Annotated in this window: 18 protein-coding genes; 13 read left to right on the top strand and 5 right to left on the bottom strand. The window is 72.7% G+C overall.

Translation table 11 applies throughout. The features are described from left to right. Window positions 1-55: 55 nt before the first annotated feature. The 5 genes from mgrA to ACZ4Z2_RS27040 all read left to right on the top strand — a co-directional run bounded on the left by mgrA (window position 56) and on the right by ACZ4Z2_RS27040 (window position 6,019). Window positions 56-1,054, top strand: a complete 999-nt coding sequence (gene mgrA, locus ACZ4Z2_RS27060) for an L-glyceraldehyde 3-phosphate reductase (RefSeq protein WP_468079393.1) — start codon at window positions 56-58, stop codon at window positions 1,052-1,054. Between the two features lie 413 nt (window positions 1,055-1,467). Continuing rightward, a complete protein-coding gene (locus ACZ4Z2_RS27055) occupies window positions 1,468-1,878 on the top strand; it encodes a hypothetical protein (RefSeq protein ID WP_099970133.1) in 411 nt (136 codons plus the stop codon). A 94-nt stretch (window positions 1,879-1,972) separates the two neighbouring features. Further along, the gene (locus ACZ4Z2_RS27050; protein ID WP_468079392.1) at window positions 1,973-4,297 is read left to right on the top strand and encodes an FHA domain-containing protein; all 2,325 of its coding nucleotides are present in this window, start codon (window positions 1,973-1,975) and stop codon (window positions 4,295-4,297) included. 5 nt (window positions 4,298-4,302) lie between these two features. After that, on the top strand, window positions 4,303-5,037 hold the full coding sequence (locus ACZ4Z2_RS27045; protein WP_468079391.1) for a hypothetical protein: 735 nt from the start codon (window positions 4,303-4,305) through the stop codon (window positions 5,035-5,037). Then, entirely contained in the window at window positions 5,030-6,019 is a 990-nt protein-coding gene (locus tag ACZ4Z2_RS27040; protein ID WP_468079389.1) for a serine/threonine-protein kinase, read from the top strand. The genes ACZ4Z2_RS27045 and ACZ4Z2_RS27040 overlap by 8 nt, the downstream gene beginning before the upstream one ends. Here ACZ4Z2_RS27040 and ACZ4Z2_RS27035 read toward each other — a convergent pair. After that, window positions 6,006-6,455 (bottom strand): RpiB/LacA/LacB family sugar-phosphate isomerase, encoded by a 450-nt coding sequence (locus tag ACZ4Z2_RS27035; RefSeq protein WP_468079387.1) that lies wholly within the window; start codon window positions 6,453-6,455, stop codon window positions 6,006-6,008. The genes ACZ4Z2_RS27040 and ACZ4Z2_RS27035 overlap by 14 nt on opposite strands. A 480-nt stretch (window positions 6,456-6,935) precedes the next feature. Here ACZ4Z2_RS27035 and ACZ4Z2_RS27030 point away from each other — a divergent pair, with 480 nt between their 5' ends. From ACZ4Z2_RS27030 to ACZ4Z2_RS27015, 4 genes are all read left to right on the top strand, one after another. Then, the gene (locus ACZ4Z2_RS27030) at window positions 6,936-7,394 is read left to right on the top strand and encodes a hypothetical protein (RefSeq protein WP_468079385.1); all 459 of its coding nucleotides are present in this window, start codon (window positions 6,936-6,938) and stop codon (window positions 7,392-7,394) included. A 126-nt stretch (window positions 7,395-7,520) separates the two neighbouring features. Then, entirely contained in the window at window positions 7,521-7,967 is a 447-nt protein-coding gene (locus ACZ4Z2_RS27025; RefSeq protein ID WP_468079384.1) for a hypothetical protein, read from the top strand. Between the two features lie 143 nt (window positions 7,968-8,110). Continuing rightward, complete coding sequence (locus ACZ4Z2_RS27020; RefSeq protein ID WP_468079383.1) at window positions 8,111-9,334, top strand: PLP-dependent cysteine synthase family protein; 1,224 nt, start codon at window positions 8,111-8,113, stop codon at window positions 9,332-9,334. Further along, entirely contained in the window at window positions 9,331-10,626 is a 1,296-nt protein-coding gene (locus tag ACZ4Z2_RS27015; protein WP_468079382.1) for an MFS transporter, read from the top strand. The genes ACZ4Z2_RS27020 and ACZ4Z2_RS27015 overlap by 4 nt, the downstream gene beginning before the upstream one ends. 82 nt (window positions 10,627-10,708) lie before the next feature. On the opposite strand, the gene ACZ4Z2_RS27010 is transcribed toward ACZ4Z2_RS27015, so the two are convergent. Continuing rightward, complete coding sequence (locus ACZ4Z2_RS27010) at window positions 10,709-11,983, bottom strand: streptophobe family protein (protein ID WP_468079381.1); 1,275 nt, start codon at window positions 11,981-11,983, stop codon at window positions 10,709-10,711. Window positions 11,984-12,146: 163 nt separating this feature from the next. Between ACZ4Z2_RS27010 and ACZ4Z2_RS27005 the strand changes: the two genes are divergently transcribed. Then, window positions 12,147-13,463, top strand: coding sequence for a DUF6777 domain-containing protein (locus tag ACZ4Z2_RS27005; RefSeq protein WP_468079379.1), 1,317 nt, complete (start codon window positions 12,147-12,149; stop codon window positions 13,461-13,463). Window positions 13,464-13,521: 58 nt separating this feature from the next. Here the strand turns inward: ACZ4Z2_RS27005 and ACZ4Z2_RS27000 are convergent, their stop codons facing one another. After that, window positions 13,522-14,991: an esterase gene (locus ACZ4Z2_RS27000; protein ID WP_468079378.1), complete on the bottom strand. Its 1,470-nt coding sequence runs from the start codon at window positions 14,989-14,991 to the stop codon at window positions 13,522-13,524. 187 nt (window positions 14,992-15,178) lie between these two features. Here ACZ4Z2_RS27000 and ACZ4Z2_RS26995 point away from each other — a divergent pair, with 187 nt between their 5' ends. Beyond that, window positions 15,179-15,676: a helix-turn-helix domain-containing protein gene (locus tag ACZ4Z2_RS26995; protein ID WP_468079376.1), complete on the top strand. Its 498-nt coding sequence runs from the start codon at window positions 15,179-15,181 to the stop codon at window positions 15,674-15,676. Between the two features lie 19 nt (window positions 15,677-15,695). Here the strand turns inward: ACZ4Z2_RS26995 and ACZ4Z2_RS26990 are convergent, their stop codons facing one another. Further along, window positions 15,696-16,292 carry a ClpP family protease gene (locus tag ACZ4Z2_RS26990; RefSeq protein WP_468079375.1) on the bottom strand — a complete coding sequence of 199 codons (597 nt, stop codon included), beginning with the start codon at window positions 16,290-16,292 and terminating at the stop codon, window positions 15,696-15,698. Next, entirely contained in the window at window positions 16,292-16,945 is a 654-nt protein-coding gene (locus ACZ4Z2_RS26985) for an ATP-dependent Clp protease proteolytic subunit (RefSeq protein ID WP_468079373.1), read from the bottom strand. The genes ACZ4Z2_RS26990 and ACZ4Z2_RS26985 overlap by 1 nt, the downstream gene beginning before the upstream one ends. 222 nt (window positions 16,946-17,167) lie before the next feature. On the opposite strand from ACZ4Z2_RS26985, the gene ACZ4Z2_RS26980 reads away from it, so the two are divergent. Together ACZ4Z2_RS26980 and ACZ4Z2_RS26975 are read left to right on the top strand one after the other, a co-directional pair. Then, complete coding sequence (locus ACZ4Z2_RS26980; protein ID WP_468079372.1) at window positions 17,168-17,650, top strand: VOC family protein; 483 nt, start codon at window positions 17,168-17,170, stop codon at window positions 17,648-17,650. A 147-nt stretch (window positions 17,651-17,797) separates the two neighbouring features. Further along, a complete protein-coding gene (locus ACZ4Z2_RS26975; RefSeq protein ID WP_468079370.1) occupies window positions 17,798-18,802 on the top strand; it encodes a TerC family protein in 1,005 nt (334 codons plus the stop codon). The last annotated feature ends 269 nt before the right edge of the window (window positions 18,803-19,071 follow it).

Here is a 19,071-nt window from a genome sequence, read left to right as displayed (position 1 = left end):
GGACGCCGGTTCCCAGGGAACCTGGTCCCACCGTGCCAACCCCACTGGAGTCGCGTTGTACACCGCACACCACGACCGTTACGCGGACATGCCCTACCGGCGCACCGGACGCAGCGGTCTGAGACTGCCGGCGCTCTCACTCGGCCTGTGGCACAACTTCGGCCCCGACCGGCCCGTCGAGACCCAGCGCGAGATCCTGCGCCGCGCGTTCGACCTGGGCGTCACCCACTTCGACCTGGCCAACAACTACGGTCCGCCGCCCGGCGCCGCCGAGTCCGCGTTCGGCGAGGCCCTCAGGGCGGACTTCGCCCCGTACCGCGACGAGCTGGTCATCTCCACCAAGGCGGGCTATCTGATGTGGCCCGGCCCGTACGGCGAGTGGGGCTCCCGCAAGTACCTGCTCTCCTCGCTCGACCAGAGCCTCGCCCGCATGGGCCTCGACTACGTCGACATCTTCTACTCCCACCGCCCCGACCCGGACACTCCGCTGGAGGAGACGATGAGCGCCCTGCACTCGGCGGTGCAGCAGGGCAAGGCGCTGTACGTGGGCGTCTCCAACTACTCGGCCGAGCAGACCCGTGAGGCCGCCCGCATCCTGGGCGAGCTGGGCACCCCGCTCCTCATCCACCAGCCGCGCTACTCGATGCTCGACCGGCGCCCCGAGAGCGAGGGCCTGCTCGACGCCCTCGACGAGCTCCAGGTCGGCTCCATCGTGTTCTCCCCGCTGGAGCAGGGTCTGCTGACCGGCCGCTACCTCGACGGCATCCCGGAGGACTCGCGGGCCGCGAGCGACAGCCCCTTCCTGAACTCCGACGCCGTCACCGAGGACCTCGTGGGCCGGCTCCGCGCCCTCGACGAGGTCGCCAAGTCGCGCGGCCAGTCGCTGACCCAGCTCGCCCTCGCCTGGGTGCTGCGCGGCGGCCGGGTGACCTCGGCGCTCGTCGGCGCGAGCAGCGCCCGCCAGATCGAGGACAGCGTCGGCGCCATCCGCAACCTCGACTTCGAGGCGGACGAACTGGCCCGCATCGACGCGATCATCGAAGGCAAGGTCTAGCCTGCGCCGGCCGCCCGGAGGGACAGGTCCTGGTTTCGAGGCGTCCCTCCAGGCGGACGGTGCTCGTTGAACCCTCCGCCGAGGACATCCGTATGGGACGGAGGCCCCGAAGAACGATGCCGAGAAAGCCCCGGTCGCAGGGGTCGCCGCAGCGTTTCGGCCATGCGCGCGCTCGCATATGCCAGGAGACTGGCTGAATTGGCATGGTGACAGAGCGTCAGGAGTGACGATACTCGAGTAACAGGCGATTGAGTCATGAACAAAGCGGGCCTCCGTGCGCGCCCATGACGTCACCGTGTGTGACAACTGATCGCCTGATGTGCGCTACCTGCAAGTCAGCGAGGCGAGAACGGGTCCGTACGGCGAGCGGGGCCGGGCGGCGGTCGGCGGCGGTGCGATCGGGGGAGCTGAGGGTGCACGACGAATTCCTGTGCCATGTCACCGCGTACGGGATGTGCGGCGGACAGCGCGTCGGAGTGCCTCTGGGTACGTACCGTGCCCCCACCCTGGCGCTGGCGCTCTGGTGGATGCGCGACCGCGCGTTATGGATCGCCGAACGCCTCGACCCGCGACCCGAGAACCCCACCTTCCCGCCCAACTCCGTGGTCCCCGTGGCCGACACCGTCCCCGACGTACCGAGCATGCTGCGCGCCTGGTCCGCCGACGGCGTCCAACAGGAGCTGGTCGCCGAGGAGTTGGCCGCCGGGAATCTGGTCCGCATCGCCACCAACGACGACACCACCGAGTACGAGCTGCTCGCCGAGTCCGTCGACGCCGTGCGCATGCAGCGGATCGCCCAGCGGATCGCCGCCCCCGCGGCCTGACCGGACACCCGCGCCGACCGGCCCCCGGCCTCCTGGGCCGTGCCCCGGTCGATCTATCGGGCGCATATGGGGGCGAATCGGTAGAATTTTCGGCATGGCAGAGCGGTCCGTAGCACCGACTGCGCCCGCACTCGTGCTGGAGACCGAGTCGGGCTCCACGGTGCTGAGCCCGAGCCACGAGTACCACGTCGGCCGCGACCCGCTCAGCGAGATCGTGCTCGACGACGACCGGGTCTCGTGGCACCACGCGGTGCTCAGGGCACATGTCGACCACTGGACGATCGAGGACGAGAACAGCACCAACGGCACCTACGCCGACGGCCACCGCGTCCGCGAGTGGGACGTGGGTCCCGGCACCGTCATCCGCTTCGGCAGTGTCGAGGACGGGCCACGGGCCGTACTCACCGGACTGGCCCCCGAACGCCCCTCCGGCGTCTTCCAGCCCGCCTCCACCGGCACCTTCCGGCAGCCGACCAGCGTGCGCCCGCTGCCCGAGCGGACCGTCCGCATCGGCCGCGCCGCCGACAACGACCTGGTCATCGACGACCTCGTGGTCTCCCGCCGGCACGCCGAACTGCGCGCCCGCCCGGACGGCACCTACGAGATCGCCGACCTCGGCAGCCACAACGGCACGTTCCTCAACGGCCGTCCCGTCGACAGCGCGCCGGTCACTCCCGGTGACATCATCGGTATCGGCCACTCCGCGTTCTGCCTGGTGGGGGACGAACTGCAGGAGTACGTCGACACCGGCGAGGTCTCCCTCGACGTCCAGGAGCTGACCGTCGCCGTCGACCGCGGACGCAAGACCCTCCTCGACAAGGTGGCCTTTCCGGTCGGCCAGAAATGCCTCCTGGCCGTCGTCGGGCCCAGCGGCGCCGGAAAGTCCACCCTCCTCAACGCCCTCACCGGACAGCGCCCCGCCGACAGCGGCACCGTCCTGTACGACGGCCGCGACCTCTACCGCGACTACGCCGAGCTGCGCCAGCGCATCGGCCTCGTCCCACAGGACGACATCCTGCACGCCCAGCTGACCGTCCGCAGGGCCCTCGCCTACGCCGCCGAGCTGCGTTTCCCCCAGGACACCGCGAAGGCCGAGCGCCAGGCGCGCGTCGACGAGGTGATCCACGAACTGGGCCTCGAACAGCGCGCCGACCAGCCCATCCACAGCCTCTCCGGCGGCCAGCGCAAGCGGGTCAGCGTCGCCCTGGAACTGCTGACGAAGCCCTCCCTGCTCTTCCTGGACGAGCCGACCTCCGGCCTCGACCCCGGCATGGACCGCTCGGTGATGCACATGCTGCGCGGCCTCGCCGACGACGGCCGCACGGTCATCGTCGTCACCCACAGCGTCCTCAGCCTCGACGTCTGCGACCGCCTCCTCGTCCTCGCGCCCGGCGGCAAGGTCGCCTACTACGGGCCGCCGGACGACACCCTCGCCTTCTTCGGCTTCGCACAGTGGCCGGAAGCCTTCGAGGCGTTCGAACGGGACCAGGACCGTGACTGGGCGGGGGAGTACCGCGACTCGCCGTTCCACCGCCAGTACGTCAGCGCCTCCATGAGCCGGCCGTATCTGCCCGACGCGGCGCCCGTCGACGTGGCACCTCCTCCCAAGCCGCAGAGCTGGGGCGCCCAGCTCGGCACCCTGGTCCGCCGGTACACGGCCGCGCTCAGCGCCGACCGCACCTTCCTGGCCATCATGATCGCGCTGCCGTTCGTCATGGGCGCCATGGCCAGAGCCCTCGCGGGCAGCGAACTCGACCGTGAGACCGCCATGAACGCGCTGCTCATCCTGTGCGTCGGCGGCGTCCTGACCGGCGCGGCCAACGCGGTCCGCGAACTGGTCAAGGAACGCGTCATCTACCAGCGGGAACGCGCCGTCGGCCTGTCCAGATCCGCGTATCTGATGTCCAAGGTCGTCGTCCTCGGCACCATCACGGTGCTCCAGGCGGTCGTCCTCACCCTGGTCGCCCTCCTCGGCGTCGACCTCAACGCCCCCGGCGGCGAAGGCGTCCTGCTGCCACCGCTCGTCGAGATCACCGTGGCCGTGGCCCTGCTCGCCTTCACCGCGATGATGCTCGGCCTCGTCGTCTCCGCGCTCGTCCGCAAGGAAGAGGTCACCATGCCGCTGCTGGTGCTCCTCGCGATCATCCAGGTGGTGTTCTGCGGAGCGCTGCTGGACGTGAAGGGCACGATCGTCCTCGAACAGCTGTCCTGGCTGGTGCCCTCGCGATGGGCGTTCGCCGCCATGGCCGGCACGATCGACCTCGAACGGATCGTCCCCGACAAGTCCGACCCGCTGTTCGAGCACTCCGCCGGCGTCTGGCTGCTCGACCTGGGGATGCTCGTCGTGCTGTCCCTGGTCTGCGGTTACCTCGTCGCCCGTCTGCTGCGCCGCCGCGAACCCGCGGTGATGCGGAAGTAGCCGCGATGACGACCCCCGGTTTCCTCCCCACGCACGTCGTCCCGCCGGGCGGACTGCCCGCCTGGGAGGCCCCCGACCCCGCACGCCCCACCGTGCCCCTCGACGCGCTGCTCCCGGTCCAGCTCCTGGACCGGCTCGGTGACTGGGGGCAGGTCCTGTGCGCCAACGGCTGGTCCGCCTGGGTCGACGGCCGCCTCCTGGTCGCCGTGCCCCAGGCGCCGCCGGCCGCCGGCACCGGGCCCGCCCGTACGGCCGACCCCCGCCCCCTGCTCGCCCGGGCCGAGGAGGCCCTCGTCCGCTACCGCACCGAGGCGGAGGCCCTCGCGGCCGGACGGCTCGACGGAGGGACCTTCCGCGACCGTATGAAGGGACTGCGCATCGGTGTCGTCGTCGACGGTGACTCGCTGTGGCTGTTCGACGCCGCGCACGAGCGGTGGGTGTACTGCGACGGCGCCAGGCTGAGCACCTTCGCCGTCGCCGGGGAACCCCAGGAGGACCCGGTGCCTCCGGCGCCCGCCCCGGCCCCGGCCCCCGAGCCGACCAGGAGCCCGGAACCGACCCGTGTCGTGGGGGAGCGCGGCCCGGTGGAGCCCGCGCCGGAAGAACACGGGCGGGCGGACAACCCGCCGGTGGAGCAGCCCGGGGCGCGGGGGCGTACGGAGGAGGCCCGGCCCCGTCGGCAGGGGCCGAGGGACCACGAACCCACCCGGCTCGTGCGGCCGGTGACCCCCGATGAGTGAGACACGGCCGTACGCGGGCCGGCCGTCCGACCTCGTCGGGCAGCGGATCGCCGGGTACCGCATCGAGGGTGAGATCGGCCGCGGCGGCATGGCCGTCGTCTACCGGGCGAGGGACCTGCGGCTGGAGCGGACCGTCGCGCTGAAACTCCTCGCCCCCGAGCTGGCCCGCAACGACACCTTCCGCCGCCGCTTCACCCATGAGTCACGGGTGGCCGCCGCGATCGACCACCCGCACATCGTGCCGGTCTTCGAGGCGGGGGAGACCGAGGGCGTCCTCTACATCGCCATGCGGTACGTCGCCGGCCGCGACCTGCGCCACCTCCTGGACCGGGAGGGGCCGCTGCCGCTGATCACCGCCACCCGGATCACCGGACAGGTGGCCTCCGCGCTGGACGCCGCGCACGACCACGGCCTGGTGCACCGGGACGTCAAGCCCGGCAACATCCTGGTCGCGCAGGGCACGGACAGCGAGCACCCCGAGCACGTCTACCTCACCGACTTCGGACTGACGAAGAAGTCGCTGTCGCTGACGGGGTTCACCACGGTCGGCCAGTTCGTGGGGACGCTCGACTACGTGGCCCCGGAGCAGATCTCCGGCAAGCCCGTCGACGGCCGCTGCGACGTCTACAGCCTCGCCTGCGTCGTCCACGAGACCCTCGCCGGGCGCCCGCCCTTCCAGCGCGACGACGACATGGCGCTGCTCTGGGCCCACCAGTACGACCAACCGCCGCCTCTGACCGAGCGACGCCCCGATCTGCCGGGGGCCGTCGACGAGGTGCTGGCCAGGGCGCTCGCCAAGAGCCCCGACGACCGCTACGACTCGTGCCTGTCCTTCGTGGCCGCCCTCAGGGTCGCCGGGACCCGGCAGGGCACCCCGGCCGGGCACACACCGACCCGCGCCGTGCGGACACCGACGAGCGGCACTCCCGAACCGCCGCCGGAGCCGCCCGCCTGGGCGAGACCCGTCTTCATCCAGCCCTGAGGTCGAGCCGCTCGACGCGGGCCACGTTCTCCCGGTCCTCGGCGTCCGCGCTGGCCTCGGCGGCGAACCAGGCGTCGAGGATCTCCTTCAGCAGCGGTTCCGAGGTCAGCCGCAGACCGATCGCCAGCACATTGGCGTCGTTCCAGCGCCGGGCGCCGTCCGCCGTGTACGCGTCCGTGCACAGGGCGGCCCGCACACCCGGCACCTTGTTCGCGGCGATCGACGCGCCGGTGCCGGTCCAGCAGCACACGACGGCCTGGTCCGCCGCGCCGGAGGCGACCTCGCGGGCCGCCGCCTCCGAACACGCCGCCCACTGGGGGTCGTCCCCCGGGCGCAGCGCCCCGTGCGTCAGCACGTCGTGACCGCGACCGCGCAACTCCTCGACGAGGAGGCGGGCCACGGGTTCGTCCATGTCCGAGGAGACGGAGATCCGCATGCCCCGGAGACTACCCGCGTGCGCCCGGCACCGCGCCCTTCGCGACGACCCCGACGAGGGGCGCGGCCACGGCTACGAAGGAGGCCGCGGCGCCCACGGTCTACGCCTGACCTGCGGGGGCACGGCCCTTCAGGGAGCGGGGCACCGCGCGCGGCCACCGCGCCGTCGGGGTCGCCGCCGCCGTCCGGGGCCCAGCCACCGCCGCCGTCCCGTGGCCGCCACCGTCACGGCCGCCGTTCCGTGGCCGCCACCGTCACGGCCGCCGTTCCGTGGCCGCCACCGTTCCGGTCGCCGCCACGCCGCCACGCCGCCGTACCCCCGACCCCGACGCTCGGCCCGGCACCGCCGTCGGCGCGGCGCTCGCCGAAGCAAACCGGTCATTCGCTTGGCGGGTTGCCGCTCCCGCCGGGCGGAGCCGGAGGATCGGCCTCCGGGACGCGTTAGCATCACGGCGTGATGACGGCCTGGTTTCCCCGACGTATGCGTCGAGCCCGCGTCTGCGCGGCACCGACGGCGCGTCTGTTCGGCCTCGCCGTGGTGCTGTTCGCCGTCGCGCTCCTGCACGGCGCGACCCCCGAGAGCGCCGGGAACCACCTGGTGACCAGCGCGGTCGCACCGGTCACCCCGTCGTCCGCGCACCAGCACGCCGCCCCCGACGTCCACGCGGTCGCCCCCGGCGCGCACCTGGTCGTCGTGGCGGCCGCCATGCCCGGCGGTATCCACGGCGGCGACGACGACCACCGTACGAGTCACCCCGCCGAGCACTGCGCCTCCGCGCAGCTGAACCCGGGCCCCGCCCTCGCCCAGCCCCGCTTTGCGGCGTCGGTCAGCGAAGCCGTGGCCGCCGAGCGCGCGCCGACCGCGCGCCACATCCGTGCGGCGCGGCCGTCCGACCCGTCCTGCGTCGCCCTGAGATCACTGGTGGTCCGGCAGATCTAGGCCCCCGGGCTCCCTCCCGCCCGACCGGCTTCCCACGAACCGCCATCCACCGTCCGCCGCTCGGTCCCGCGTGCCCCGAACAGGGGTGACGCACGGCCGGGTCGACGGGCGCCCGGAGGACCCCCAGTGCCCCCACGCCCCCGCATGCCCTCGTACGTCCGAGCGGCACGGGCCGCCTCGCCATGGCCGAGGCTGCTCGCCGCCCTCGTCCGCGGCTGCCTCCTGATCACGGTCGTCGTGTGCGCCTTCGTGCACGCGCCGGTCGACGACACCCACCGGACATCCGCAGCGCCCTCCACCGTTCTCACGGCGGTGCCGCCCTCCTCCGGCCACGAGACACCGCACGGGCCCCACGACCACCACACGGCCGAGGAGTGCGTGCCGGCCGGCGTCCTGCGCGCCGCCGCCCAGCCGTCCGACCAGCCGCCCGTGACCGATACGGCACCCCTGCTCACCGGCGCCGCCGCGACCGCCGTGTGCCGGCCGGGACGGGGACGCCGCCGCCCGCACCGGCGCCGACGCGCCCGAACCGGCCGCACGGCCCTCGTCCGCACCTCCAGGTGGCGCATCTAGAGCACTCGCCGCAGCCGACGCCCACCGGCTGCCGCGCCAGGACCCACGAACGCCGGACCGGCCGCCCGGCCGCCTCCGCCCGCCCGTGGTCCGGCGCGAGACGACCACCCGTTCCGTCTCATCGTCAGCGAGAGCGAAAGACCATGAAGTCGATCACCAAGACGACCACCGGCGCCACCACCGCGCCCCAGACCGACACCCCGGTCACCGACACCCCGGCCACCGACACCCCCCTCACCGAGACCCCCGCGAACCGCCCCGCCCCCGGCGGCCCCGCCAACTCCACCACCGCCGCAGGCGGTTCGGCGCTGCCCGCGCTCGTCGGGAACACCCCCCTCCTGCGCGTGTCCCAACCGCTGACCCCGGCGGGGCACGGCTTCTGGGCCAAACTGGAGGGCTTCAACCCCGGCGGCATCAAGGACCGGCCCGGCCTCTACATGGTCGAACGGGCCCGCGCCCGAGGCGAGTTGCGTCCCGGCGCACGGATCATCGAGTCCACCAGCGGCACCCTCGGGCTCGGGCTGGCGCTCGCCGGAATGGTCCACGGCCACCCCGTCACCCTGGTCACCGACCCGGGACTCGAACCGTCCATGACCCGCCTGCTCGGCGTCTACGGCGCCGAGGTCGACATCGTCACCGACCCCCACTCCACGGGCGGCTGGCAGCAGGCCCGCCGTGACCGGGTCACCGAACTGCTCCGGCGCCACCCCGGCTCCTGGTGCCCCGACCAGTACAACAACCCCGACAACACCACCGCCTACACCCCGCTCGCCCTCGAACTCGCCACCGAACTCGGGCACATCGACGTCCTCGTGTGCAGCGTCGGCACCGGCGGGCACTCCGCGGGCATCGGCCGGGTGCTGCGCCAGCTCTACCCGGACATCCGGATCGTCGGGGTCGACACCGTCGGCTCGACCATCTTCGGCCAGCCCGCCCGCCCCCGGCTGATGCGCGGACTCGGCTCCAGCATCTACCCGCGCAATGTCGCCTACGCCACCTTCGATGAGGTCCACTGGGTCGCCCCGCACGAGGCCGTGCACACCTGCCGCCGCCTCGCCGCCTCGCACTACGCGACCGGCGGCTGGAGCGTCGGCGCCGTCGCGCTGGTCGCGGGCTGGCTGGCCCGCACCGAGGCCGCCGACACCCGCATCGCGGCCGTCTTCCCCGACGGGCCCCAGCGCTACCTCGACACCGTCTACGACGACGAGTACTGCGCCCGGCACGGCCTCCTCGCCGGGCCGCCGCCGCTGGAGCCCGACGTCATCGGCCGCGCCGACGAGAAGGAGGTCGACCGCTGGACCCGCTGCACCGACGTCGTCGACCCCCTCACCCTGCCCTCCGCGACCCGCGAGGAGGCCGCCCGATGAGGGGCACCCTCGCCCAGGTGCGCTCCTACGACCGCGCCGTCCGCCTGCTGATGGTCAACCAGTTCACCATCAACCTCGGCTTCTACATGCTGATGCCCTACCTGGCCGCCCACCTCTCCGGCACGCTCGGCCTCGCCGGCTGGATCGTCGGACTCGTGCTGGGCGTACGGAACTTCAGCCAGCAGGGCATGTTCGTCGTCGGGGGCACCCTCGCCGACCGGCTCGGCTACAAGCCACTGATCGTGGCCGGATGCGTCCTGCGCACCGCGGGCTTCGCCGCGCTCGGCTTCGTCGACTCCCTGCCCGCGCTGCTCGCTGCCTCGGCGGCGACGGGTCTCGCGGGCGCGCTCTTCAACCCGGCCGTCCGCGCCTACCTCGCTGCGGAGGCGGGGGAGCGCAGGGTCGAGGCGTTCGCCCTGTTCAACGTCTTCTACCAGGCCGGAATACTGCTGGGCCCGCTGGTGGGCATGGTCCTCACCGGCGTCGACTTCCGCGTCACCTGCCTGACGGCCGCCGGCATCTTCGCCGTGCTGTCCGTCGTGCAGATCCGCGCCCTGCCCGCCCGCGGCCGGGAGGACTGCGGGGAACAGTCCGGCGCCACCAAGGAGAGCGTGCTCACCGAGTGGCGCGGCATCCTCGCCAACCGGGCCTTCCTGCTGTTCTCCCTGGCCATGGTCGGCTCGTACGTCCTCACCTTCCAGGTCTACCTGGCCCTGCCCCTGGAGGTACGGCGGATCGGCGGGGACGGCGAGTTCGGCACGGCCGCCGTGGCGGTGCTCTTCGCGGTGTCCGGGCTCAGCACGATCCTCGGCCAGACCCGCGTCACCGCCTGGTGCAAGGCCCGCTACGAGCCGGGCCAGGCACTGGTCCGCGGACTGGTGCTCATGGGCGTCGCCTTCGTCCCCCTGCTGCTGACCACCGCGGTGCCCGTACCGGACCCGGGCATCGGACGGTGGCTGTCGGCGGCCGTCCCGCCCGCGCTGGCCGCGCTGCTCCTGGCACTCGGCACGATGATCGCGTACCCCTTCGAGATGGACACCATCGTCCGCCTCTCCGGTGACCGGCTCGTCGCCACGCACTACGGGCTGTACAACACGGTCTGCGGGATCGGCATCACCGTCGGCAACCTCCTCGCCGGTGCCGCCCTGGACGCCGCCCGCGAGGCGGGGCTGCCCGCGCTGCCGTGGATCTGCCTGTGCGCGCTCGGACTCGCCTGCGCGGCCGCCGTGCACGGACTGCACCGCACGGGCCGCCTGGCCGCACCGCGACCGTCCCAGGCGGTGACGGTCTGACCGACGCACACATCTGACGAACGAGGGGCGGGCGCCACACGGCGCCCGCCCCTTCCCTGCCGTGCCGGGCCCCCAGTCGGACTCAGCCGAGCCCGTCGACCGCTCCCCGCCGCCGGACCCCCTTGGCCAGCAGCCCGCCCGCGAAACCCGTCACCAGGCCCCACAGCGCGGCGAACCCCAGCGCCGACCACAACCGGGGCCGCAGATACACCTCCCCGCCCAGATCGCCGCCGAGATCGCCGATACCGATCACCGACAGGCCGTAGTGGGCGGAGATCCTGGCGACGAGACAGATCATCAGGACGGTGAGGACGAGGGCGACCGCCATGTGCACCGCGTGCTGCCACAGCCTGACCCGCGCCGGAGAGCGGGCCGCCATCACGAACGCGGCGACCAGCAGCAGCACCGCGTCGACCACCACCAGCCACCACACCCTGCCGTCGTACTCGGCCAGCGAGCCGAGATTCAGCTCGGACACGTCGGGACCGCGCAGCACCTGATCGAGCACCTTCGGCATCGGCAGCCCGAACGGACCCTCGACCTGGCCGTCCCAGGTGGCGCCCAACCCGATCGTGAACGCCGGCCACACGACGTTCGGCAGACCCAGCAGGATGACCGCGGCGGTCTCGGCCGCGTGCCCCCGCGTCACGGCGACCACGATCCCGATGACCACCCCCAGAGCCACACAGGCCAGCAGCAGGACGACCATCGCGTACGCCGCCGGCCGCACCGACGCCTGGAAGCGCACCAGCCGCGGCGGGAGCGGCGCCGCCCGCGACACCAGCAGCGCCAGGACGAGGACCCCCGCGAGCCACAGCAGCCCGAAGAGGACGGTGGACGCGATGTCCGTCTCGAAACCCACGTCGGCCGACGTGCCGAGGAAGTCCCCCACGTCACCGAGGGGGATGGCGAACGTCTGCCGCGCGCCGAGCGACACACCGATGAGCGCCGCGAGCCACAGCACGGCGATCCGTGCGGCCCACCCCGCGAGTTCGGCCGCCCCCGCGACCGCCCGGTGCCGCAACGGCCGCAGAAACCCGGCGGCGATCACCAGCGCGCCCGCGAGAGTCACCGAGAGCGGGATCACGGTCAGTCCGGCCCGCGTCTCGGCGATGGCCCCGGCACCGCCGGAGAGCTCGATCGTGCCGCCGACCGCCGTCACCACGGTGGCCGCCACCACCCGCGGGAAGGCGTTGTCCGGCAGGTCCGTCGCACCCGCCGCCCACAGCCCGAGCGCGGCCACCACGACCATCACGACCAGCCCGGCGAGGACCGTGCCGAGGGCCTGCAGCCAGCCGTGCCGGGCGGTCGCCCGCTCGGGCGCCGTCCGCGGGGAACGCAGGGTCTGAGGACTCACCCTTGCCACGCTAAGCACGGCGAGGTCACTCCGCGCGCCGGACGGACGGCGCCGGCTCCGCTTGCGGGCGGAGCGGGACCAGGGCACACAATGGGCCTGTTGTGCGACAAAGCGGCACAAAAAATGAGAGAAGCCGCGGAATCCCGACGGTGGGAGAAGACCCGTGAGCGCCGAACAACCCTCCTCCGGCCGCCCGACCGGACCCCCTTCCGGCCCTCTGTCCGGGCCGTCGCGGCCCGGCCCGCCCTCCACCGGTCCCACGCGTCCCGGCGACCGGACGCCGCAGGAACCCCCCGGCGACGCCTCGGGCCCCGGCGGCGCCGGTGGCGGCCCGGGCTGGACCGGCGGCGGCCCGGGGGGCCCAGGAGGGCCGGGAGGCTCCGGCGGTGCCGCTCCGGGGCCCGGCCGGCCGGGGCACCCTTGGTGGCGGTCCGCTCCCCGGATCGCCCTCATCGCCACCGCGGCCGTCGTCGCGGTCGTCCTGGCCGTCGTCCTCACCCGCACCGGCGGGTCCGGGGGCGACGGCGACGGAGAGGTCTTCCTCCAGGCCGCCGGGAAGTCGGGCCCCGACCCGTTCACCAAGTCGACGGCCACCGACAGCTCCGTCCCGCAGAGCCCCTCGGCCTCACCGACCCCGTCGAAGCCCACCAACGTCACCCGCGCCGTGGACGGTTCGGCCCCCGGCCTCTACGGCGGCACCCGCAACACCGCCAGCTGCGACGTCGAGAAGCAGATCGGGTACCTCCGGGAAGTACCCGCCAAGAACGAGGCGTTCGCGGCCGTCGCCGGCGTCCAGGCATCCGACGTGCCCGGCTATCTGCGCTCGCTCACCCCGGTCCAACTGCGCATGGACACCCGGGTCACCAACCACGGCTACCGCGACGGCGCCGCCACCGCCTACCAGGCCGTCCTCCAGTCCGGCACCGCCGTCCTCGTCGACGACCGGGGCGTACCCCGCGTGCGCTGCGCCTGTGGCAACCCGCTGCGACCGCCGGTCGCGCTGAAGACGACCCCCGAGCCCAAGGGCGACACCTGGCCGTCGTACCGCCCGCAGAACGTCGTGGTCGTCGAGCCCTCGACCGTCACCATCAACGTGTTCATCCTGTACGACCCCGACCGCGACGACTGGTTCAGCCGCCAGTCGGGTGACACCGGCGGCAAGGACAAGAAGTCCAACCCGCCGGTCGACCAGCCGTCCCCGTCGGCGTCCACCTCGTTCTCCGAGACACCGCCCACCAAGTCCCCGGAGCCGTGCCCGTCCACGTCGACCGGCACCGAACGGGACGGCACCGCCAGCCCCTGCCCGTCGTCGTCCTCGGCGAGCCCGTCCTCGTCGGCCCCGTCGAAACCGGAGAGTTCGACGTCCGCACCCCCGGAGCCCCAGCCGCAGAGCCCCGAGACGGACGACACCCCACCGGACGGCGGTACGACGAGCGAGTCGGCCTCCCTCCCCAGCGCGCCCCAGTCGAACGGCACCTGACGGCCAGGGCCTCCCGCGACCGTGCGGGAGGCCCGCCGGACGCCCGCGCCCCGGGCGCTCACTCGTCGATCGCGGCCCCGAACAGCGCACCCGTGTGCGGCGCCCCGAGGGAGGCGGCGTTGTACGTCCACGACCCGGAGGCCGTGACGCCGCCGGAGCCCGCGGAGAACACCCACATGTGACCGTCGCCGGCGTTCTCACCGGGCGCGGCGGCCAGCAGCCCGAAGCGGCCGTCGCGGTTGGGGTCGGTCAGCCGGACCTGGGCGCCCCACTTGTCGCCCTTCTCGGCGGCCCCCGGCACGTCCGCCGAGTTCTGGTCCCACGACTTCGCCCCGGACGAGGTCAGCCCGGACGCCGAGCCCCGCAGCACCCACACGGCGCCCGCGTCCTGGACGGTGCCGATGTCCTCGCCCGCGGCGCCGATCGCCACATCCGCGTAGCCGTCGCCGTCGGTGTCCGCCACCGACAGGTCCGAGCCCCAGCCGTCGCCGGGCTCCGCCACACCGGGAACCCCGGGGGAGTCCTGCACCCACCAGTCCGGCTCCTCCGCCGGACCGCCGGGACCGCCGAGCCGCACCCCGACCAGACCGCCGACCATGGTCTCGCCGTACGCGTCGTCCGGCGACTGCGGTTCGCCGGTGACCAGGTCGTCGTAGCCGTCCTTGTTGAGGTCGCCGGAGGCCGCGACCGGCCCACCGCGCAGGTCCCGCTCGTACGTGAGGCCGTCGGCGTTCCCCGACAGATAGGTGGACCAGCCGTACCCCGGCTCGTCACCGACGCTCAGGCCCGACACGACGAGGTCGGCGAAGCCGTTCTTGTCGTAGTCGCCGGTGGTCAGCGACGTGGGCTCGATCCGGCGGGGCTCGGCCTGCGCGCCGAGCCGCTGGGTGGCCTGCCGGCGCAGCGAGCTCGCCTGGGAGTCGTCGTAGGCGAACAGCTCCAGGTCGTAGCCGTCCAGGACGGCGAGGATGTCGCCGTCGGTCTCGGCAGTGAAGCGCGCGGCGGCCAGCCCGAGGCCGAACCGCTCGCCCGCGGTGGGCTCCTCGGTCTCCAGCCAGCTGCTCGCGGCGCCGCTCAGCCCCGCCTTCGACCCCCACAGGACGGCCACACCGCCCGCGTCCTTGAGGGTGCCGAGGTCCTCGCCGGGGATGCCGACGATCGCGTCGTCGTACCCGTCGCCGTCGAGGTCACCGGACGCGACCGCCCGGCCGAAGCCGTCGCCCGCCTCGGCGGCGCCCGCGACGCCGGATGTCGACTGGCTGAACACGGCCGCACCGCTCGTGCCGATGCCCTTGGCCGAGCCGTACTGCACGGTCACCAGACCGGCCCCGCTCCTGCCGCTGACGGTGGCACGCGGCGCGCCGACCAGCACGTCCTCGTACCCGTCACCGTTGAAGTCGCTGTTGCGGTCACTGGCCCGGGTACTGCCCGGCACCCCGGCGTACGCCGAGGGAGCGGCGGCGATCGCGGCGCCCGTGACGAGAAGGAAGGTCGCCGCCGCGAGTGCGGCCGAACGGCTCTTGCGCATGTACGGCTCCTGAAGGAAGAAACGGCCGGGCAGCGCGGGGGTGTCCGGAAAGGGCCCGTTCCTTGTCCGGCGCCCTGTTTGACACCCAGTGGGGCGCGAGGGTTGTACGACGAGGACGGGCGCGCGTTTCCCTGAGGGCGGAACTCCGCGCCCTTCCCGTTCCGTTCAGGACTCCTAGGCTGAACGGGTGAGCCCACACGCGTCGAACGAAGCCCGCGTCATCCCGCTGCGCCCGGCGACGGCCCCCACGGCCCGCCCGCCCCGACAGCAGGGGACCGCCCCGGTACCCGCACCCGCACCGAGCCCCGCCCCCGGCGCCCCAGCCACGAGGGAACCCCTGTGGCGCGACCTCGTCGGCGATGTGCTCCGGCGGGAGCGGCTCGCCCAGGAACGCACCCTGAAGGACGTGGCCGACGCGGCGCGGATCTCCATGCCGTACCTCTCCGAGGTGGAGCGCGGCCGCAAGGAGGCGTCCTCCGAGGTCCTCGCGGCCGCCGCCCAGGCCCTGGGCCTCGGCCTCGGCGACCTGCTGACCCTGGCCGGGGACGAACTGACGCGCCGTACGGCCCCGTCCCTCGCGCGCCGCACACCCCCGTCGGCAGCGGGCCGCGGAGCGACATCCTCGGCACGCCGTACGACATCGTCCACCGGCTCCCCGCACAACGGCCTCTGCCTGGTGGCCTGATCGGGCGGCCGTCGGGCCCTCACACCACCCGGCGGCGCAACACCTCGTCCGCGAGCCCGTACGCCACGGCCTCCGCCGCGGTGAACACCTTGTCCCGGTCCATGTCGGCGCGCAGGTCCGCCACGTCATGGCGGGTGTGCCGGGCCAGCACCTCCTCGACCTGCGCCCGGATCCGGGCCATCTCCTTGGCCTGGAGGGCGAGGTCCGACACCGTCCCGCGGCTGCCTCCGCTGGCCGGCTGCCCCAGCAGCACCCGCGCGTGCTCCAGCACGTACCGCCGCCCGGCGTCCCCGCCCGCGAGCAGCACCGCCGCCGTGGACGCCGCCTGCCCCACGCAGACCGTCGAGATCGGCGCCCGCACGTACGACATCGTGTCGTAGATCGCCATCAGCGAAGTGAACGAGCCGCCCGGCGAGTTGATGTAGATCGCGATCTCGCGCTCCGGAGCCGACGACTCCAGATGCAGCAACTGCGCGATGACGACGTTCGCCACCCCGTCGTCGATCTCCGTGCCGAGGAAGATGATCCGCTCGGACAGCAGCCTGCTGTACACGTCGTACGACCGCTCGCCCTGCGGGGTCCGCTCCACCACGTTCGGAATCGTGTACGTCCCCATCACTGCAGTCCCATCCGTCGCCGGGAGGCCGGGCGGACGTCGTCGAGCGACTCCACGACCCGGTCGACCATGCCGTAGTCCCTCGCCTGCTCGGCCGTGAACCAGCGGTCGCGGTCGCCGTCCCTGGCGATCGTCTCCGGGGTCTGGCCCGTGTGCTCGGCGGTGATCCGCTCGATGGCCCGCTTGGTGAACTCCAGGTTCTCCGCCTGGATCGCGATGTCCGCGGCGGTGCCGCCGATGCCCGCCGACGGCTGGTGCATCATGATCCGCGCGTTGGGCAGCGCGAACCGCTTGCCGTGCGTGCCCACGGTCAGCAGGAACTGGCCCATGCTCGCCGCGAAGCCCATGACCAGCGTCGACACGTCGTTCGGGATCAGCCGCATCGTGTCGTAGATGGCCAGCCCCGCCGTCACCGACCCGCCCGGGCTGTTGACGTACAGACTGATGTCGGTGCGCGGGTCCTCCGCCGACAGCAGCAGCAACTGCGCGCAGACCCGGTTGGCGGAGACCTCGTCGACCTGGGTGCCGAGGAACACGATCCGCTGCCCGAGCAGTTGCGCGGCGAGATGGTCGTCGAAGCGGGAGGGCGGGGTGTCGCCCTCCTCCGCGCGCGGGGCGAGCGACGGGGCCCGGCCGGTCATCAGGGGAGCCATGCATCCTCCAGGTGAGTGACGCGGCCACCATGGCCGCCTGCCTTCCACTCTCCCCATGAATCGCCTCTCACCTGGGCTTTCTCTGCCCGCGGCAGATTCGCCGAGAGCAGAGTGCCGCCGGTTTCGCGGCGTGCCGCCCCGACTCGTGCCCGTGCCGCCGATGAGTTTCCGCAGCAGGATCGGTCGAAGGGATGACGACACCCCCCGCCCGAGGAGGCGCACATGTCCAGCGACGGTTTCACCACCTGCCTGTGGTTCGACGGCCAGGCCGAGGAAGCGGCCGCCCACTACGTCTCGGTCTTCAAGAACTCCCGCCTGGGCCGGGTCATCCACACCCCCGAGGGAGCTCCGCGCCCGGCGGGCTCCGTCCTCACCGTGGAGTTCGAGGCCAACGGCCAGCGGTTCGTCGCTCTCAACGGCGGCCCGCAGTTCACGTTCACCGAGGCCATCTCCTTCCAGATCCTCTGCGAGGACCAGGACGAGGTCGACCACTACTGGGCCAGGCTGACCGAGGGCGGCGGCGAGCCGGGCCCGTGCGGCTGGCTCAAGGACCGCTTCGGGGTGTCCTGGCAGGTCATCCCCCGCCGGCTCATGGAAATGATCGGCGACCCCGATCCCCAGCGGGCGGCCCGCGCGAACGCGGCGATGCTGTCGATGGGCAAGCTCGACATCGCGGCCCTGGAGAAGGCGTACGCCGGCGAGTAGTGCCCTCACCCCGGTGGGTGGTCCCGGCCAGAGGACCTCCCACCAGGGCACACACGAGATCCTCGCTGATCGTTCACTTACCTTGGGTAGCGGCGTTCAAGGGGGCCGATGAGGCTTTCCTGTGCACCACCCGTCACCGGAGGAACAGTGAACGTCTCCCTCAGCACCTGGCTGCTCACCGTCGCGGCCCTGTGCGTGCTGGTCGCCGTCGACTTCTTCATCGGCCGCAAACCCCATGACGTGTCGATCAAGGAAGCCGGAATCTGGTCGGCCGTCTGGGTCGCCCTGGCCGTCGCGTTCGGGCTCGGTCTGCTGGCCTTCGGCGGCGGAAAGCCCGCGGGCGAGTTCTTCGCGGGGTTCATCACCGAGAAGTCCCTGAGCGTCGACAACCTCTTCGTCTTCGTGCTGATCATGGCGAAGTTCGCGGTGCCCTCGCAGTACCAGCAGCGCGTCCTGATGATCGGTGTCCTCATGGCGCTGGTGCTCCGCGCCGTCTTCATCGCGGCCGGCGCGGCGATCATCTCCAGCTTCTCGTGGGTCTTCTACCTCTTCGGCGCCTTCCTCGTCTGGACCGCCTGGAAGCTCGTCCAGGACGCCCGCAAGGACAGTCACGACGAGGAGTACGAGGAGAACAAGCTGCTCAAGGCCGTCGAGAAACGATTCGGCGTGGCCGACCGCTATCACGGCACCAAACTGTGGGTGGAGGAGAACGGCAAGCGGGTGATGACGCCGATGCTGGTCGTCATGCTGGCGATCGGCTCCACCGACGTCCTCTTCGCCCTCGACTCGATCCCCGCGATCTACGGCCTCACCCAGGACCCGTACATCGTCTTCACCGCCAACGCCTTCGCGCTGATGGGCCTGCGCCAGCTGTACTTCCTCATCGGCGGCCTGCTCAAGAAGCTCGTCCACCTCTCCTACGGCCTGTCGATCATCCTCGGCTTCATCGGGATCAAGCTCGTCCTGCACGCGCTGCACGAGTCGGGTGTCCACGTCCCCGAGATCTCGATCCCCTTCTCCCTCGGGTTCATCGTCCTGGTCCTCGGCGTGACGACCGCGACGAGCCTGTGGGCGACGAGGAACGGCCGCCGGGACCAGCCCACCGACCAGGGCCCCGACCCGGACGCCGAACCCGTCTCCCACCAGGTCTGAGCCGCCGTTCCCCGGCGACTAGGCCCTGTCGTCACATTCCCACCTACCCCGCGACGCCATGCACGCGCTCTCGACGCACCGGGCCCTGACCCGAGTACGTCCAGTACACGGGTCGGGGCCCGGCACGCCGAGAGCACGCACCTGACGCCGCGGGGCCGCCCTTCGGGCGACGGCGGGAATTTGACGACAGGGCCTAGTAGTGCCTGGTCAGGTTCACTCGCCGGTGGCGTGTCCGTTTGATCGCTTGTTCCGTTGGCCTGTTGTGATGG

It is taken from the genome of Streptomyces sp. NPDC030183 (assembly GCF_055573455.1).
The sequence above is the reverse complement of the archived record's forward strand: the minus strand, read 5'-3'. Positions and strand labels throughout refer to the sequence as shown.

What these genes read in the sequence shown, in the direction of transcription:
- ACZ4Z2_RS26985 (WP_468079373.1), bottom strand. Translation starts at nt 16,945, where the DNA reads ATGGCTCCCCTGATGACCGGCCGGGCCCCGTCGCTCGCCCCGCGCGCG.
- ACZ4Z2_RS27000 (WP_468079378.1), bottom strand. Translation starts at nt 14,991, where the DNA reads ATGCGCAAGAGCCGTTCGGCCGCACTCGCGGCGGCGACCTTCCTTCTC.
- ACZ4Z2_RS27020 (WP_468079383.1), top strand. Translation starts at nt 8,111, where the DNA reads ATGAAGTCGATCACCAAGACGACCACCGGCGCCACCACCGCGCCCCAG.
- ACZ4Z2_RS27015 (WP_468079382.1), top strand. Translation starts at nt 9,331, where the DNA reads ATGAGGGGCACCCTCGCCCAGGTGCGCTCCTACGACCGCGCCGTCCGC.
- ACZ4Z2_RS27030 (WP_468079385.1), top strand. Translation starts at nt 6,936, where the DNA reads ATGCGTCGAGCCCGCGTCTGCGCGGCACCGACGGCGCGTCTGTTCGGC.
- ACZ4Z2_RS27045 (WP_468079391.1), top strand. Translation starts at nt 4,303, where the DNA reads ATGACGACCCCCGGTTTCCTCCCCACGCACGTCGTCCCGCCGGGCGGA.
- ACZ4Z2_RS26990 (WP_468079375.1), bottom strand. Translation starts at nt 16,292, where the DNA reads ATGGGGACGTACACGATTCCGAACGTGGTGGAGCGGACCCCGCAGGGC.
- ACZ4Z2_RS27050 (WP_468079392.1), top strand. Translation starts at nt 1,973, where the DNA reads ATGGCAGAGCGGTCCGTAGCACCGACTGCGCCCGCACTCGTGCTGGAG.
- ACZ4Z2_RS27040 (WP_468079389.1), top strand. Translation starts at nt 5,030, where the DNA reads ATGAGTGAGACACGGCCGTACGCGGGCCGGCCGTCCGACCTCGTCGGG.
- ACZ4Z2_RS27035 (WP_468079387.1), bottom strand. Translation starts at nt 6,455, where the DNA reads ATGCGGATCTCCGTCTCCTCGGACATGGACGAACCCGTGGCCCGCCTC.
- ACZ4Z2_RS26980 (WP_468079372.1), top strand. Translation starts at nt 17,168, where the DNA reads ATGTCCAGCGACGGTTTCACCACCTGCCTGTGGTTCGACGGCCAGGCC.